This is a genomic window from Blastococcus sp. DSM 46786 (assembly GCF_900109665.1).
Classification (GTDB): Bacteria; Actinomycetota; Actinomycetes; order Mycobacteriales; family Geodermatophilaceae; genus Blastococcus; species Blastococcus carthaginiensis.
This window is the reverse complement of the sequence record NZ_FOAO01000009.1, coordinates 35,028-50,606: the sequence shown is the minus strand read 5'-3', so window position 1 is coordinate 50,606 and position 15,579 is coordinate 35,028. Positions and strand designations below refer to the sequence as shown.

The following is a 15,579-nucleotide window of genomic DNA, read 5'->3' as shown; positions in this document are numbered from 1 at the left end:
CGGTGAGCGCGCTGCCCGCCGGCGACGCCGGCTCGCCGACGCTCGTCCCGCACTGGCTGGACGCCACCGCCCGCGAGCTGCTGGCCGCCTCGGTGCGCACCGCCCTCGCCGGCAGCTCGGTGCACCCGGTGGCCACGATCCACCTGCAGGACGTGCTCACCGAGCTGCACGTGGCCGCCGCTCGCGAGGCGGTGTGGCCGGCCTCCACCGCCCGGGTGCGCCTGGCCACGGGCTGGGACGAGGACGTCCTGCCCGTCCGGCTCAGCCCGGCCGAGCTCGCCGCGGTGCTGGGCCTCCCCGCGCTGCCCGCCCGGCTGCGCGGGCTCCTCGCGACCGGGGGCCGCTCGTGAGCCCTGGCCCCTTCGGCACCACCATCGCGCCCCGGGGGCTGCTGCAGCGGTTCCGCGCCGCCCCCGTGGACGTCGCCGACCTGCACGACGTGGCCGTGCAGTTGCTGCCGCGGCTGGCGTCGGCCCGGCTGCACCTGGGCCTGGTCCGGCGTCCGGGCGCGGGGACGGTGCTGCACGTCGAGGAGGACGAGCGGGTGCAGCGCGTGGCGCTGACCGACCTCGCCGACGACATGAGCCGGGCGGGAGTCCCGGGCACGGCCGCCGGCATCACCGCCGCCCTGCGCAGCTGGGTCGAGCGACGCCCGGTGACCGACGCGGCCGCCGCCGCATCGGGGATCGCCGTCCTGGACTGGGTGGACCGGTCGGAGACCGCGGTGGGCTGGACCGTCGTCGTGGTCCGCGGTGATCTCGCGGTGGCCTGGGTGCCCTCGCCGGCGGCGCGCGCGGCCGAGCTGCACCGGGTGCGCTCGGCGTCGACCGGCCGGGCGCACGAGGTGCCGCTGCAGGTGCGGGTGGAGGGGCCGCTGGCGCTCTTCTCGCACCGCGCGGTCCCGGTGCTGGCCTCGGCGGCCCTGGTTGCTCCCGAGCTGATGCTCCAGCGGATCGCCACCACGGGCCTGGCGCTGCCGGACATGCACGTGGTCGTGACACCGCACCGCCCGGTGGCGTGCGCGGACCCCGGGGTCGCGCGACGGCTCGCGGGTCAGACGAGCGAGGCAAGCGTGACGCTGCCCTGGCGCTCCGTCGTCGACCTGCCCTGGCTCTGAGCGCCGGCTCGCTGCGGGCCGCTCAGGAGATGTGGCCGAACTCCCAGTGCCAGGGCTCGGGCTTCTCGCCGCCGGGCCGCGCCCAGTCGGGCTGCACCCAGCCGAAGCGGGCGGCGTTGGCCGTCATCCAGTTCCACTGGGGGGTGCGGGCCACGTGGACGCCGCCGCCGAGGTCGATCGCCAGGGCCCACCCGTGGTTGGAGGTGCCTGGCACGGCGGCCAGGGCCGGCTTGGCGACGGCGACCGCCACCTGCGCGCCGAAGGAGCGGTAGGAGTCGGTGATGCGCAGCGGCGTGCCGAACTCCGCCGTGTAGGCCGCATCCAGCTGCGCGTACGCGGCGGCCGCATCGCACCGCAGCGCGTGCCTGCCCACGCCCAGTCGGCACAGCGCCTCGGCGGGGATCCGGCCGTTGGACCAGCCGCCCCACTGCGGGTCCACCGGGCCCGGCTCCGGCAGCGGGGCACCGCACGCGCCGGTCCCGCCGCCGGCGGGCAGCGCGGGGTTCGGCCCGGCCGGGCGCGGCAGGGTGACCCGCACCGCGGAGGACCCGGCCGGCGTCGAGGTGACGGCCACCTGGAAGGAGGCGGCGGACGCGCCGACGACCTCCCCCGCGCCGAGGTAGATGCCGACGTCCTGCCCACCGGGGGCGAAGACCAGGTCGCCGATCTGCACGTCGCGCACCGGGACCGGCGCACCGGAGGCCCACTGGGCCCCGGGGTCGCCGGGCAGCGCGTACCCGGCCAGCAACCAGGAGGCCGCCGTGAAGCCGCCGCAGCCATAGGTCCCGGGACCGGCGGTCCCGGCCACGAAGGGTTTGCCGAGCTGGGAGAGGGCGTTGCTCACCGCCGCGACGGTCTCCGCCGCCGGCACCGTCACGGGCTCGCTGCCGATCACGGCCCACGCCACGCCCGGGACGGGCCGGCCGTCGGCGTCCAGCGCCGGGGACAGACCCGCGGGGAAGGCGGCGGGATCGGCCAGCGCGGCCGCCGGCGGCGGCGCGATGCCGGCCGCGGCGAGCCGGCCGAGGTGCTCCTGCCAGCGCCGCGTCGCGGCCTCGTTGCGCTGCTGCTGCGGGCCGGCCGCGGGGAGGGCGCCCAGGCCGGCGAGCCGGCCGGTGACCTCGGCGGGGAGGCCACCCGCCTCGTCGCGCATGGCGGCGAGGACCTCGGCGGCGCGCTGCTCGGCCGCGGCCAGGGCGGCGCGGGCGTCCGCGACGCGGGTGACGGCTGCCTGCAGACGGGTGGCGGTGCGCTCGGCGCGGACCACGTCGCCCTCCAGCGCGCGCCCGGCCCGGTCGGCCAGCGCCTGTCGGGTGAGGGACGTCGCGGTGCTGCGCGGCTGGTCGAGGTCGAGACCGAGCACCGGGTACCGGCTGGTCCCGTCGGCCCGGTAGAGCTGCGCCGCTCCGGCGCCGACGGTCCGCTGCCGGGCGGCGAGCTCCGCGCGGGCCGCGTCCTCGGCGGCCTGCGCCTCCTCGAGCCGGGCGCGGCGCTGATCCGCCTCGTCGGCCAGCTGCTGGTACAGGTCGGCCTGCTCCAGCAACGAACTGCGCGCGGTGAGGGCGAGGGTGGTCGGGTCGAGGGCGGAACCGCCGCCGTCGGGAGCCTGCGCCGCGGGCAGCAGCACCGCGAGCGCGGCGGGGAGGAGCAGGGCGCTGGTCGCGACGACGCCGAGGCGCGTCGACCAGCGGGATCCGGTCCGCGGGGCGCGGCTGCGGCTGCGTCGCGACGGGGCGGTGGCCCGCCGGACGGCGGTCCGGCCGGCGGCCGGGCGGCCGCGGGTGGAGGCCGACCCGGAGGGACGCCGGCTCCCGGACCCGCCGGTGCGGGCGGCGACGGCCGCCCGGGCGGCGGCGAGCTGCTCGGGGGTGATCCCGGGACGGGCCGCAGCGGCCTGGCGCAGGGCCAGGGCCTCGCGCAGTGCTCGGGCCTCCGCCGGGGTCAGGGGCGGTCGGGCCGGTGAGCGCTTCGCACCGGCTGCGCCGGCGCGGCTCTCGGGCGGGCGTCCGGCCGGTGTGCGGCCGGTCGGGGTCCGCCCGGCGGGGGTGCGGCCGGTCGGGGTCCGTCCGGCCGGCGTGCGGCCGGGAGTGCCCGACGTGGCGGAGGCGGTGCGGGGAGCAGCCGCGCGCCCGGGTGTCCGCGATGCAGGCACTGCGTCCCCCGGGCGATCTCGTCGTGACGGATGGGGCTCCTGGGACCACTGGGGCCGGGAGCTCTCCGCACATCCATCGACACGCCGGGGGAGGTGCTTGAAGGACGGGCTGGGAGGAGGTCACCCGTACGGGGTGGGGTGAACCTCGGGGGAGGAGCCGGGCGGGGGTGTGCCGGGCCGGTGGATCAGGGCGCCCACCAGGCGCCGTGCCGGTGTTCCAGGGGGATGCGCAGCTCGCCGCCGTCCTCGGTGGAGACGACGAACTCCAGCTTCGTGATGCGGACGGGCGGGCCCTCGCCGTCGGGCTCCAGCAGCCGGCCGGTCGCCAAGGGCATGGGCGGCAGGACGAGGAGGTCCTCGTCGGGGAGCTCGGCCATGCGCGGTCCTCTCGAGATGGTGGCGCACCCACCGTAGGGATCCCGGCCGGGGACGCAACGGGCCGGGTGACCCTGCGGGGTCACCCGGCCCGGCCACGCCCCGTCGCGAGGACGGGGTCGTCGCTCAGCGCGCGTCGACCGGGACGTAGTCCCGCGCGGTCTCACCGGTGTAGATCTGCCGGGGGCGCCCGATCTTCGTGGACGGGTCGGCGATCATCTCGCGCCACTGCGCGATCCAGCCGGGCAGCCGGCCCAGGGCGAACAGCACGGTGAACATCCGCGTCGGGAAGCCCATCGCCTGGTAGATCAGCCCGGTGTAGAAGTCGACGTTCGGGTAGAGCTTGCGCTGGACGAAGAACTCGTCGTTGAGCGCGATCTCCTCCAGCTGGCGGGCCAGGTCGAGCAGCTCGTTGTTGCCGCCCAGCTTGTCCAGCACGGTGTCGGCCGTCGACTTCACGATGGCGGCGCGGGGGTCGTAGTTCTTGTACACCCGGTGCCCGAAGCCCATGAGCTTGACGCCGGGCTCCTTGCTCTTCACCCGCTCGACGAAGCGCGGGATGTCGCCTCCGTCGGCCCGGATGGACTCCAGCATCTCCAGCACCGACTGGTTGGCGCCGCCGTGCAACGGGCCGAACAGCGCGTTGATGCCGGCGGACACCGACGCGAACAGGTTGGCGTGCGAGGACCCGACCAGCCGCACCGTGGAGGTGGAGCAGTTCTGCTCGTGGTCGGCGTGCAGGACGAAGAGCATGTCCAGCGCCTTGGCGAGGTCCGGGTCGACGTCGTAGGGCTCCGCGGGGAACCCGAACGTCATGCGCAGGAAGTTCTCGACGATGCCCAGCGAGTTGTCCGGGTAGAGGAACGGCTGCCCCACCGACTTCTTGTACGCGTAGGCCGCGATCGTCGGCAGCTTCGCGATGAGGCGCAGCGTGGAGATCTCCACCTGCTCCTCGTCGAACGGGTCCAGCGAGTCCTGGTAGAAGGTCGACAGCGCGCTGACCGCCGAGGACAGCACCGGCATGGGGTGCGCGTCGCGCGGGAAGCCGTTGAAGAACTGCTTGAGGTCCTCGTGCAGCAGCGTGTGCCGCCGGATCCGCTGGTCGAACTCACCGAGCTGGTCGGCGGTGGGCAGCTCGCCGTAGATCAGCAGGTAGGTGACCTCGAGGAAGCTCGACCCCTCGGCCAACTGCTCGATCGGGTACCCGCGGTAGCGCAGGATCCCGGCGTCGCCGTCGATGTAGGTGATCGCGGAGGTGCACGACGCCGTGTTCACGAAGCCGATGTCCAGGGCGACCTTGCCGGTCGTGGACAGCAGCTTGCTGGTGTCGATGCCGTCGGCGCCCTCGGTTCCCCGCTTGAGGGCAAGGGGCAGTTCTCCACCGGGGTAGCGCAGGGATACGTCCGAGGTGCTCGCAGTCTCGCTCATCGACTGCGCACGCTACTCAGTTCTGGAGCGGTGGGCACGGGCGCGCGCGCGGGCATCGGCTCCGGCGGTGCGGGAGGGGTCCAGCACGGCGAGGCGAGCAGCCCGGCCAGCCGGTCCAGCGCCCCCGGCGCCGGGCGCAGCTCCCCGGCCAGCCGCGGGCCGCCGTCCGGCGCCGGGGGCGGGCCCACGCTGATGTCCCCGCACGTCTCCGGCGTCTGCCCGATGGCCGCCAGCAGGGCACCGACGATGGCGCCGCTGCGGGTGCCGTGGGCGTCGTCGGCGGTGACGAACGGCAGGCTGACCGCCAGCCGGGGATGGGCCCCGGCGAGCTCGAGCAGCCGCATCGTCCACTCGGAGTGCTGCTCCCAGCCGGCGGCCGCCCGGACGGTGAACGAGGGGCCCGCGTCCCGGTTGCAGACGGCGAACACGTCGGCGAGCAGGCCGTCGTCGAAGAGCTCGCCCAGCGGCCCGCCCGACGCCTCGGCCGGCGGGCTCTGCGTCTGGGTCGGCGTGTAGCCCAGGAGGAAGGCCCCGTAGGTCCGGTCCTCGACCACCGCGGGGGTGTCGTCGACGTCGCAGGCGGGGAGCGCCCTCGCCTGGGCGTAGAGCCGCTCCATCGCGGCCAGCCACTCCGGCCCGTCGTGCGCTCGGCGCACGGACTCCCGGGCCGCCGCTCCCTCCCGGGCACGCAGCGCCGGGTCGTCGACCAGGCGCCGCAGCGCGACGGCGTACTGCTCGCGGGTGCGGACACGGGGCAGGCCGGCCATCCCGGGCGAGTCCGCCTGGAAGATGTGCGCGGGGGAGTCCTCGGGCATGTCCACGATGGTGAGCACCGGCAGCCCGAGCAGCGCCGCCTCGAGCACCGAGGTGACCGCGCGGGTCGGGTAGCTGTCCAGGTACACGTCGGCCAGCGCGTAGTAGGGCCCCGGATCGGGGACCTCCCCGGTCGGGAACACCCGGCCCGGGTACCGCTTCGCCAGGCGTTCCCACACCCCGGTGGCCGGCGGGCCGACGAGCACTACCGCGAGCCGAGGCGACATGGCCAGCGCCCGGTCCAGCAGCTGGTCCATGCCGCGTCCCCAGGTCGCGGCGATCTTGTGCTCGGCGGAGACCGCCACGGCGACCACGGCGTCGGGCCGGACGCCCAGTTCGGCGCGCAGCTCCTCCGGGCTCACCGGCGACGGCGGGGTCTCCAGCGGCAGAGGCAGGACGCCCACCCGCTCCGGGGAGACGCCCCGCCGCGAGAGGGTCAGCCGGCTGGCCGCGGGGCGGAGGTCGCAGACCAGGTCGGCCGCCCCGACGCCGAGCCAGTAGGCGTGATCGGCGTGGTTCTCATAGATGACCGGCGGCCGCGGCCCCGGCAGGTTGACGGCGGCCAGGGCGACCGCGTCGTTGGGGTGCACGTGCAGGACGACGAGGTCGGCGCGGTCCACCAGGGTGCGCAGCGCCGTCACCCGCGACGTCAGGTCGGAGGTCGCCGTGCGGAGGTCGTGCAGCCGGCCGCCCCGAGACCGCGCCACCTCGACCAGGGCCTCGGGTACCGGCGCGAACTGGTTGGTGAGGACGACGTCGGAGGCCCGCGGGTCGCGGTCCATCCAGCGCCACGCCAACCGGGTGTGGCCGCCGGTCCCGTACGCCTCGGTGAGGACGTGCAGCACCCGGCCGGTGTCGCGTCTGCCGTCCACGGTCGGAGGCGTGCCCCCGCGCACGGCGTGGACCACCAGCCGCTCGAGCCCGGGGTCGCTGAGCAGCCCGGTCGGGGCCTGCCACCCGTACGACGCGGCCATGGTCGCGCTGCGGAGGACCCGCTCGACGTCGCCCCGGGCCGCGTGCGTGCGCACCAGGTCGACGAGCCGGTCGTAGGTCCCCCGGTTGCCGTCGAGGACCTGGTGGGTGTGGGTAGGGGGGCGGTGCACGGTGGGCCTCCAGCTACTCGGCCGGGCGCACGCCCGGATCCGGGGTGGTCATCGGCGGGTGGGCCGGAGGGCGTGACCGCCGCCGTTCCCGGCCGGGGACCCGGCGCGCACCTCGGCGAGGTACTCGTCGTGGTCGCGGATGTAGTCGTCGGGGTCGTAGGGGTCGGAGGCCAGGACCAGCAGCACGGCGTCGGCCGTGTAGCGGTACTGCGTCCCCCAGATCATCGGGGCCATGTGCAGGCCGACGTCGGGCCGGTCGAGGACGAACTCCTGACGTCGCTCGCCGTCGTCCACGACCGCCCGGACGCTGCCGCGGACGCAGATCAGCACCTGGTGGCAGCGCCGGTGCGCGTGGGCGCCCCGGACGTCGGTCGAGGGCACGTCGTAGACGGTGAAGAAGCGGCGCGGCGTGAACGGCAGGTCCTCGAAGTCCGCCGCCACCAGGCTGCCGCGCAGGTCGACCGCGCGGTCCATGCGGAGCAGCGACACCCCGGGCACCCGGCTCTCCGGCAGCGTGCCGCCCAGGTGCGTGGGTTCCGGCGCGACGTCGCCGGTGGCGTCCACGTAGCCGACGATGCGCGCCGGGTTGCCGACCACGACGGCGTTGGGCGGCACGTCCTTGGTGACGACCGCGCCGGCGCCGACCATCGCGTTCCGGCCGATCGTGCGGCCGGGCAGGACCGTGCTGTTGGCGCCGAGCGAGGCCCCCTGGCCGACCGAGGTGCGCGGGTAGCTGGTGAGGTGCTGGCGGCTGCGCGGGAACGGGTCGTTGGTGAACGTGACGTTCGGCCCCACGAAGACGTCGTCGGCCAGGTGCACGCCGTCCCACAGCTGCACTCCGCACTTGACCGTGACCCGGTCGCCGACCACGGCGCCGCCCTCGACGAAGACGTGGTCGCAGATGTTGCAGTCGGCGCCGATGCGGGCGCCGGGCAGCACGTGGGCGAAGGCCCAGATGCGGGTGCCGGGGCCCACGTCGGTCGATTCGCACACGCCCAGGTCATGGACGAAGAAGGACACCGTGGCTCCTCTGTGACGGGTCGGCCCGGCGCCGACCCCGGCACCGGAGCGGCCGCCGCGTTCGGGTCACCCGGACCTGCAGTTCCCGCGCATTCGACCACCCGGGCGCGGACCAGCCGGGCGACCGACACGCGCCGCCCGGGCCGCCTGGGGCTGCCGGTGAGGACGAGGCGGGCGGTCACCGCCGGGGGGTGCCGCGGGCCCGCGCGCCGCGGGCCGGGGTCCGGGGCGCCCGTAGGCTGCGGCCGTCGAAACGCCCCCGACCGATGCACCGAGAGAGGCCCCGTGCTCCACGATATCCCGGTCAACGACCTGCGACGCGCCTCGCCGGCGCAGGAGGCGGACCTGCGGGCGGCCGTCGAGCGGGTGCTGGGCAGCGGCTGGTACGTGCTCGGCCCGGAGAACGAGGCGTTCGAGGCGGAGTTCGCCGCCTCCGTCGGGGTGGCGCACTGCGTCGGCGTCGGCAACGGCACCGACGCGCTGCAGCTGGCTCTCCTGGCGGTCGGCTGCCGCCCCGGGGACGAGGTCGTGACGGCCGCCGACGCCGGTGGCTACACCACGACCGCCGCCCTCGCCGCGGGTCTCGTCCCGCGCCCCGCCGACGTCGATCCGCGGAGCCTGCTGCTGACCGCCGATACCGCGGCCGCGCAGCTCACGGAGCGGACGAGAGCCGTCGTCGTCACCCACCTCTACGGCATGCTCGCCGACGTGGCCCCGCTGCGGGCGCTCTGCGCTGACGCGGGGGTCGCGCTGGTGGAGGACTGCGCGCAGGCGGCCGGCGCCCGCGGTGGCGAGGGGGCGGCCGGGTCGCTGGGCGACGTCGCGACCTTCAGCTTCTTCCCCACCAAGAACCTGGGCGCCCTCGGCGACGGCGGAGCCGTCGTGACCGGCGACCCGGAGGTCGCGGAGCGGGTGCGCAGGCTCCGGCAGTACGGCTGGACCAGCAAGTACACGAGCACCGTGCCGGCCGGGCGCAACAGCCGGCTGGACGAGTTGCAGGCCGCCGTGCTCCTCGCCCGCCTGCCCGGCCTGCCGGGGTGGAACGCGCGCCGCCGGGCGATCGTCGCGAGCTACCACGAGGCCCTCGGCGACGGCGAGCGGCGCATGGTGCACGGGGCGGCGGCCGGGTCGCCCGCCTACGTCGGCCACCTCGCCGTGCTGGTCAGCCCGGACCGGAAGGCCGACCGGCGGGCGCTCGCGGCGGCGGGGATCCGGACCGACGTCCACTACCCGGTGCCCGACCACCGCCAGCCGGTGCTGGCCGAGGCCGCGCGGGGGCTCCGGCTGCCGGTGGCCGAGCGGGCCGCCGAGACCGTGCTGACCGTGCCGTGCTTCCCGGAGATGACCGACGAGGAGGTCCGGCGCGTCTCGGCCGCGCTCGCCGCGCTCTGAGCCGGGGAAACGCCGACGGCGCCGGTGCCGGGGGCGGGCGGCCCGGCCGGGTTAGCGTCCCGGCCCATGAGCCTGACCATCGTGCTCGTGGCCGACACCCGCGCCGGCGCGGTGGAGGCCTCGCTGCACGCGCTGGTGCCCGCCGTCGAGCAGGCCGAGGCGGCTCTCGGATCCGAGGTCGAGGTGCTCGTCGTCGACAGCTCCGGGCGCGCCGACGTCGCGGCCTTCCTCCGCACCGTGGACGGCGCCCGGGTCGTGCCGGCCGAGGGCGTGGACCGCGCGGGCGCGCTGACCCTCGCGCTATCCGGGACCACCGCCGACGTGGTGTGGTTCGGGGGCACCGAGGCGTGCGCGGCCCCCACCGCGCTCGCCGCCATGGTGGAGGTCGCGTTGCACGACGGCGGCCTGGTGGTGGCCTCGCCCGACGACCCCGCCCCCCACGTCGCCGCGCCGGCCAAGCTCCTCCGCCGCCTGTGGGCAGGTGCCGCGGAGAGCGCCGATCCGGCGCCGGAGCTGGTCCGCCGGGCGCGGGCCGGTGGGGTCCCCGTGAACGCCGTGCCCGGCGCCGGGCTGGTGCGCGAGCGCGTCCGCCGGCCGCTGCAGGAGCCCGGCGCGGTCACCGGGCCGGGCACCTACGCCGGGAAGAACTTCGTGCTGCAGACCTATACGCCGCTCGACCGGGTGGAGCTGGGGGCGTACTGCTCGATCGCCGACCAGGTCAGCATCGTGCTGCCCGGGGGCCGACTGTACGACGAGGGCGGCACCGAGCTGCACCTGACGCAGCGGGGCCACCACCGCGAGCAGACGGCGTCCACGTTCCCGATCAGCATCCTCGTGCCGGACGAGCCGTACGACCTGCCGCCGTCGGGTGCGGTCGGCGAGCGGCTGGTCATCGGCGACGACGTCTGGATCGGCTACGGCGCCACGGTGCTCGGCGAGGTCACCGTGGGCACCGGCTCCATCGTCGGCAGCCGGGCCCTCGTGGTCAGCGACGTCCCCCCGTACTCGGTGGTCGGCGGGGTGCCGGCGCGGGTCCTGCGCAAGCGCTTCGACGACGACGTCGTCGAGCGGCTGATGCGGGTCCGCTGGTGGGACTGGCCGGAGGCCGCCGTCCAGGGCGCACACCGGTGGTTCCTCCGGCCGGTGGCAGAGTTCCTCGACCACTTCGACCCGGGCTCGGTCGGCGGGGCGGGCACCCCGCCGGGTTGAGCCCGGGCCGCGCGGTGCCGGACCTCAGGGGCGGGTCATGGAGAGGACGTCGAGGGCCTCGTCGAGCTGCTGCTCGGTGAGTTTGCCCTGCTCGACGTAGCCCCGCTCCACCACGACCTGGCGGATCGTCTTCTGCTCGGCCAGCGACTGCTTGGCGACCTTGGCCGCCTCCTCGTAGCCGATGTACTTGTTCAGCGGCGTGACGATCGAGGGGGAGGACTCGGCGTACTCCCGGCACTGCTCGACGTTGGCGACGATCCCGTCGACGCAGCGGTCGGCCAGCAGCCGGCTGACGTTGGCCAGCAGGCGGATCGACTCCAGCACGTTGCGCGCCATCAGCGGCAGGGTCACGTTGAGCTCGAAGACGCCGGTGGTGCCCGCGTAGGTGACGGCGGCGTCATTGCCGATGACCTGGGCGCCGACCTGGATCACCGCCTCCGGGATCACCGGGTTGACCTTGCCCGGCATGATCGAGCTGCCCGGCTGCAGGTCGGGGAGCTGGATCTCGCCCAGGCCGGTGCGCGGGCCCGAGCCCATCCACCGCAGGTCGTTGGCGATCTTGACCAGGCCGACGGCGATGGTCTTCAGCTGGCCCGAGCCCTCGACCAGCGCGTCGCGGGAGCTCTGCGCCTCGAAGTGGTCGCGGGCCTCGGACAGCGGCAGGTCGAGCTCGGCGGCCAGCTTCTCGATGATCGCGGCGGCGAAGCCGGGCGGGGTGTTGATGCCGGTGCCGACCGCCGTGCCGCCCAGGGGCAGCTCGCCGATGCGGGGGAGGGAGGCTTCCAGCCGCTCCACGCCGTAGCGGACGGCGGCGGCGTACCCGCCGAACTCCTGCCCCAGGGTGACGGGAGTGGCGTCCATCAGGTGGGTGCGGCCGCTCTTCACGACCTCCGCGAACTCCTCGGCCTTGCGCTGCAGCGAGGCCTCGAGGTGGCGGAGCGCCGGGATCAGCGTGACCACGATGGCGCGGGTCGCGGCGATGTGGATCGCCGACGGGAAGACGTCGTTGGACGACTGCGAGGCGTTGACGTGGTCGTTGGGGTGCACCGGCGAGCCGAGGGACTCGGTGGCCAGGGTGGCGATGACCTCGTTGGTGTTCATGTTGCTCGACGTGCCCGAGCCGGTCTGGAAGACGTCGATCGGGAAGTGGTCGTCCCAGTCGCCCCGGGCCACGGAGCCGGCGGCGGTGGCGACGGCGTCGGCGATCCCGCGGTCGAGGACCCCGAGGTCGGCGTTGACCGAGGCGGCCGCGCCCTTGATCGCGGCGAGGGCGCCGATCAGCTCCCGCTCGATGGGGGTGCCGGAGATGGGGAAGTTCTCGACGGCGCGCTGGGTCTGCGCGCGCCACTTGGCCCAGGAGGGCACGCGGACCTCCCCCATGGAGTCGTGCTCGGTGCGGAAGTCCCCGCCGTCCTGCGCTGCGCCGTTCTGCTGGGCCACGCTGTGCTCCCGGTGGTGTGGATGGTGACAGTGCTCCGCACGGGACCCTAGACACCCGTGGGGGAGGCCGCCGGTCCCGCCCTCTCCCGGGGCCGCCGAGGAGGGGCGTGCGCGCCGGAGGTGTGCGCGCGAGCCACCGTGCCGAGCCGGCACGAGCCCCGAGGAGGGCCCCATGTCCCAGCCCCTGCCGCCGGAGACCGGACCGTCCGCCCCGCCGCAGCAGGGCGGCGACCCCGGTTGGCCGCCCCCCACCGCGGGGTGGCCGGCGCCGGGCGCCCAGCCGGTGCCGGACTGGGCCGGGGGGACCTCGTGGCAGCCCGCCGCGCCGCCGCCGCCGCCGGTGCCCGCGCCCGCTGCTCCGGTGCCGGTGCCCCGCGGCCGCTGGGTGCTCGCCGGCGCCGCCCTGGGTGGGCTGGTGGTGGGCACCGCGGCCACCGCGCTGCTGCTGGGGGCCGCCGTCGTGGGCGGCGCCGAGGACGTCGGCCGTGCCGTGGCGGCCGAGCTCGGCCCCGCGCTGACCGACGGCATCCGCGAGGGGATGGTCGAGGGCACCCAGGCGCAGATGGAGGACGCCATGGGCGCGTACGGCGAGGAGGGCGGCGCCGGCTGGTACGGCGGGGTGCCGGGCGGGGCCGTCGAGCAGTTCCCGCCGGTGGAGCCCGCGGACCTCGGGCCCGACGAGACCCTCGACGCCTACGCGGAGAGCTGCTTCGGCGGGGAGCTGCAGGCCTGCGACGACCTGATGTACGAGTCGCCGCCGCTGTCGGCCTACGAGGAGTACGCCAGCACCTGCGCGGGCCGGGTCAAGGCCTACGCGGTCATGGCCTGCACCGAGCTCGGCTGAGCACGCCGGCGCGCGTCCGGGAGGGGGTCCGGACGTGGCGACTCGGTAGCGTCCGGGACGTGAGCGACGACCCCGACGTCCCCGTCCTGCGCGCCTCGGACGCCGAACGCGAGGCTGTGGTCGCCCGGTTGCAGGCGGCCGTGGGGGAAGGCCGGTTGGACCTCGACGAGTTCGCCCAGCGGGCCGAGAAGGCCTACGCGGCCGTCTCGCGGGCCGAGCTCGACCTGCTGGTCGCCGACCTCCCCGGCAACGCCCCGCCGCCCGTCGAGATCGTCGGGCAGCGGACGCCGGAGGAGGTCACCAGCGTCTTCGGCGACGTCGTCCTGGCCGTTGCCGCGACGCCGCCCCGGCGTGCCGGCACGGTGTTCGGCGACGTCCGGGTCGACCTGCGCGGCCTGCGCACCGGCGAGGAGCGGCTCGACCTGCACGTGAGCACCGTCTTCGGCGACGTCGACGTCATCGTCGCCGAGGGCGTGCAGGCCGAGCTGCTGGGCCGGACCGTGTTCGGCGACCGCAAGGTCGAGCTGGCCCCTGTGCCGCGGCTCGCGGGCACGCCTTTGGTCGTGGTGCACGGCCGGACGGTCTTCGGGAACCTGCGGCTGCGCAGCCTGGCCCCCGGGGAGTCGCCCAGCCGCTGGCGGGCGCTGATGGACCGGCTGGCCCAGGGCCGGCAACTGCCCTGACACCGCCGTCCTCCGGATCGCGGTGCTGAGCCTTACGCGCACGGTCACCCCGAGTGGGGCCCGGAGGGCTCCGCGCAGGGGTGACGCAGCGGCTCAGCGCGACGGGGGGACGGCACCTGGCCGCGGTGCGATCCGGAGGATCGCGGTGTTGCGGAGGATCGCGATGTCTCAGTCCCGGTCGAAGGGGACCGCGGAGTAGGCGCGCAGCTTCTCCAGCGAGTGCAGGCTGTCGATCGAGCGGATGGTGCCCGACCGGGAGCGCATGACCAGCGACTGCGTGGTGCACCCGCCGGCGCTGTAGCGCACGCCACGCAGCAGCTCGCCGTCGGTGATGCCGGTGGCCACGAAGAAGACGTCGCCGCGCACCAGGTCGTCGATGTGCAGCACCCGGTCCAGGTCGTGCCCGGCGTCGAGGGCCTTCTGCCGCTCATCGTCGTCCTTGGGCCACAGCCGGCCCTGCAGCGCCCCGCCCATGCACTTGAGCGCGCAGGCGGTGATGATGCCCTCCGGCGTGCCACCGATGCCGAGCAGCAGGTCGACGCCGGTGCCTTCGCGGGCGGCGGCGATCGCGCCGGCCACGTCGCCGTCGGTGATGAACTTGATCCGGGCGCCGGCCTCGCGGACCTCCTGGACCAGCTGCTCGTGGCGGGGCCGGTCGAGGATGCAGACGGTGACGTCGCCGACGGAGCTCTTCTTGGCCTTGGCGATCCGGCGGATGTTCTCGGCCACGGGCGCGGTGATGTCGACGACGTCGGCCGCCGCCGGTCCGGTGGCCAGCTTCTCCATGTAGAAGACCGCCGAGGGGTCGTACATGGCGCCCCGCTCGGCGACGGCCATGACGGCGATGGCGTTGGGCATGCCCTTGGCCATCAGGGTGGTGCCGTCGATCGGGTCGACCGCGACGTCGCACTCCGGGCCGTTGCCGTCGCCCACCTGCTCGCCGTTGTAGAGCATGGGCGCCTCGTCCTTCTCGCCCTCGCCGATGACCACGACGCCCTGCATGCTCACCGTGCCGATGAGCGCCCGCATGGCGTCGACCGCCGCGCCGTCGCCACCGTTCTTGTCACCGCGGCCCACCCAGCGCCCGGCGGCCATGGCGGCCGCCTCGGTGACCCGCACCAGCTCGAGGGCCAGGTTGCGGTCGGGGGCCGGGCGGTCGGCGCTGAACGGGTGCCCGGCCGTGGTGGGCAGCGGGCCGTCGGGAAGGGGCAGCGACACAGGACCTCCGGGAGTTGGACCCCGGCCCGCCCACCCGGGAGCGCTCGGGACGGGGCCATGGGCGGCGAGGTGGGGAGAGCTCGCCTGCGATCCTAGGGGCATGACCGGATCCGGCCCGTCGAGCCAGCGTCCCCCGCACCCCGACGACGCAACCGCCGGGGCCGAGGTCCTGCCGCCCCCGGTGTCCGCCGCCGAGCGCGCCAACCGGCTGAGCGCGGCGAACATGCTCCGTTCGCTGCTGCCCCTGGTCGTCATCTGCCTGCTGGTGGTGGGATGGCAGGCCTTCCGCAACAACCCCGACGACCCGGTCCGGGAGATCGAGCCGACGAGCTCGCTGCGGCTCGCCGAGGCGCGGGCGGTCTACCCGCTGCTGATCCCCGCCCTCGACGAGGGGTACCGCCCCACCAGCGTGCGCACCGACGCCGGCACGAATCCCGAGGGGTCACCGGTCACGGTGCAGCTCGGCTACGTCACACCGGCGGGCAACTACGCCGGCTACGTGGTCACCGACGACGCCGACGCCGAGGCTCTCGACGTCCTCGACGGCGCCGCGGAGGAGGGCGCGGTCGAGATCGACGGGGAGGAGTGGACCCGGTCGACGACGCAGCGCGGCGAGACCGCGCTCACGCGGGTCGCCGACGGCGTCACCCTGGTCGTCACCGGCTCGGCCGGGGACGACGAGCTGCGCGAGGTGGCCGAGGCCGTGGAGCCATTCGCGGGGTGAGCGGCGACGAGGTCACGACATGGGAACACCCGGTGCGTCCGCGCGGCGGTGGCCGTCCTCC

At 75.6% G+C, this 15,579-nt stretch carries 13 protein-coding genes and 1 pseudogene; 7 read left to right on the top strand and 7 right to left on the bottom strand.

Going from position 1 to position 15,579, the window contains the following annotated elements:
- Positions 1-2: 2 nt before the first annotated feature.
- On the top strand, positions 3-350 hold the full coding sequence (locus BMW62_RS09875) for a hypothetical protein (RefSeq protein WP_091930798.1): 348 nt from the start codon (positions 3-5) through the stop codon (positions 348-350).
- Positions 347-1,117, top strand: a complete 771-nt coding sequence (locus tag BMW62_RS09870) for a hypothetical protein (protein WP_091930694.1) — start codon at positions 347-349, stop codon at positions 1,115-1,117. The genes BMW62_RS09875 and BMW62_RS09870 overlap by 4 nt, the downstream gene beginning before the upstream one ends.
- 22 nt (positions 1,118-1,139) lie before the next feature.
- Here BMW62_RS09870 and BMW62_RS09865 read toward each other — a convergent pair whose 3' ends face one another.
- The 5 genes from BMW62_RS09865 to BMW62_RS09845 form a co-directional block, all read right to left on the bottom strand.
- Positions 1,140-3,269, bottom strand: coding sequence for a D-alanyl-D-alanine carboxypeptidase family protein (locus BMW62_RS09865; RefSeq protein ID WP_091930693.1), 2,130 nt, complete (start codon positions 3,267-3,269; stop codon positions 1,140-1,142).
- Positions 3,270-3,454: 185 nt separating this feature from the next.
- Positions 3,455-3,646, bottom strand: a complete 192-nt coding sequence (locus tag BMW62_RS09860; RefSeq protein WP_091930692.1) for a hypothetical protein — start codon at positions 3,644-3,646, stop codon at positions 3,455-3,457.
- Between the two features lie 124 nt (positions 3,647-3,770).
- Positions 3,771-5,072: a citrate synthase gene (locus BMW62_RS09855; RefSeq protein ID WP_091930691.1), complete on the bottom strand. Its 1,302-nt coding sequence runs from the start codon at positions 5,070-5,072 to the stop codon at positions 3,771-3,773.
- A complete protein-coding gene (locus BMW62_RS09850) occupies positions 5,069-6,988 on the bottom strand; it encodes a glycosyltransferase family protein (protein ID WP_091930690.1) in 1,920 nt (639 codons plus the stop codon). The genes BMW62_RS09855 and BMW62_RS09850 overlap by 4 nt, the downstream gene beginning before the upstream one ends.
- Before the next feature lie 48 nt (positions 6,989-7,036).
- The gene (locus BMW62_RS09845) at positions 7,037-8,008 is read right to left on the bottom strand and encodes a WxcM-like domain-containing protein (protein WP_091930689.1); all 972 of its coding nucleotides are present in this window, start codon (positions 8,006-8,008) and stop codon (positions 7,037-7,039) included.
- Positions 8,009-8,293: 285 nt separating this feature from the next.
- Here BMW62_RS09845 and BMW62_RS09840 point away from each other — a divergent pair, with 285 nt between their 5' ends.
- Complete coding sequence (locus tag BMW62_RS09840) at positions 8,294-9,400, top strand: DegT/DnrJ/EryC1/StrS family aminotransferase (protein WP_091930688.1); 1,107 nt, start codon at positions 8,294-8,296, stop codon at positions 9,398-9,400.
- An 876-nt stretch (positions 9,401-10,276) separates the two neighbouring features.
- Positions 10,277-10,510, top strand: a pseudogene (locus BMW62_RS23585) (CatB-related O-acetyltransferase); the annotation flags it as partial.
- Positions 10,511-10,633: 123 nt separating this feature from the next.
- On the opposite strand, the gene BMW62_RS09830 reads toward BMW62_RS23585, so the two are convergent.
- On the bottom strand, positions 10,634-12,049 hold the full coding sequence (locus BMW62_RS09830) for a class II fumarate hydratase (RefSeq protein WP_091930687.1): 1,416 nt from the start codon (positions 12,047-12,049) through the stop codon (positions 10,634-10,636).
- 172 nt (positions 12,050-12,221) lie between these two features.
- Here BMW62_RS09830 and BMW62_RS09825 point away from each other — a divergent pair, with 172 nt between their 5' ends.
- Positions 12,222-12,893 carry a hypothetical protein gene (locus BMW62_RS09825; RefSeq protein ID WP_091930686.1) on the top strand — a complete coding sequence of 224 codons (672 nt, stop codon included), beginning with the start codon at positions 12,222-12,224 and terminating at the stop codon, positions 12,891-12,893.
- A 59-nt stretch (positions 12,894-12,952) separates the two neighbouring features.
- A complete protein-coding gene (locus tag BMW62_RS09820; RefSeq protein ID WP_091930685.1) occupies positions 12,953-13,576 on the top strand; it encodes a DUF1707 SHOCT-like domain-containing protein in 624 nt (207 codons plus the stop codon).
- Between the two features lie 168 nt (positions 13,577-13,744).
- On the opposite strand, the gene glpX is transcribed toward BMW62_RS09820, so the two are convergent.
- The gene (gene glpX / locus BMW62_RS09815; RefSeq protein WP_211435068.1) at positions 13,745-14,794 is read right to left on the bottom strand and encodes a class II fructose-bisphosphatase; all 1,050 of its coding nucleotides are present in this window, start codon (positions 14,792-14,794) and stop codon (positions 13,745-13,747) included.
- A gap of 100 nt (positions 14,795-14,894) precedes the next feature.
- Between glpX and BMW62_RS09810 the strand changes: the two genes are divergently transcribed.
- Positions 14,895-15,518: a DUF4245 domain-containing protein gene (locus BMW62_RS09810; RefSeq protein WP_091930684.1), complete on the top strand. Its 624-nt coding sequence runs from the start codon at positions 14,895-14,897 to the stop codon at positions 15,516-15,518.
- The last annotated feature ends 61 nt before the right edge of the window (positions 15,519-15,579 follow it).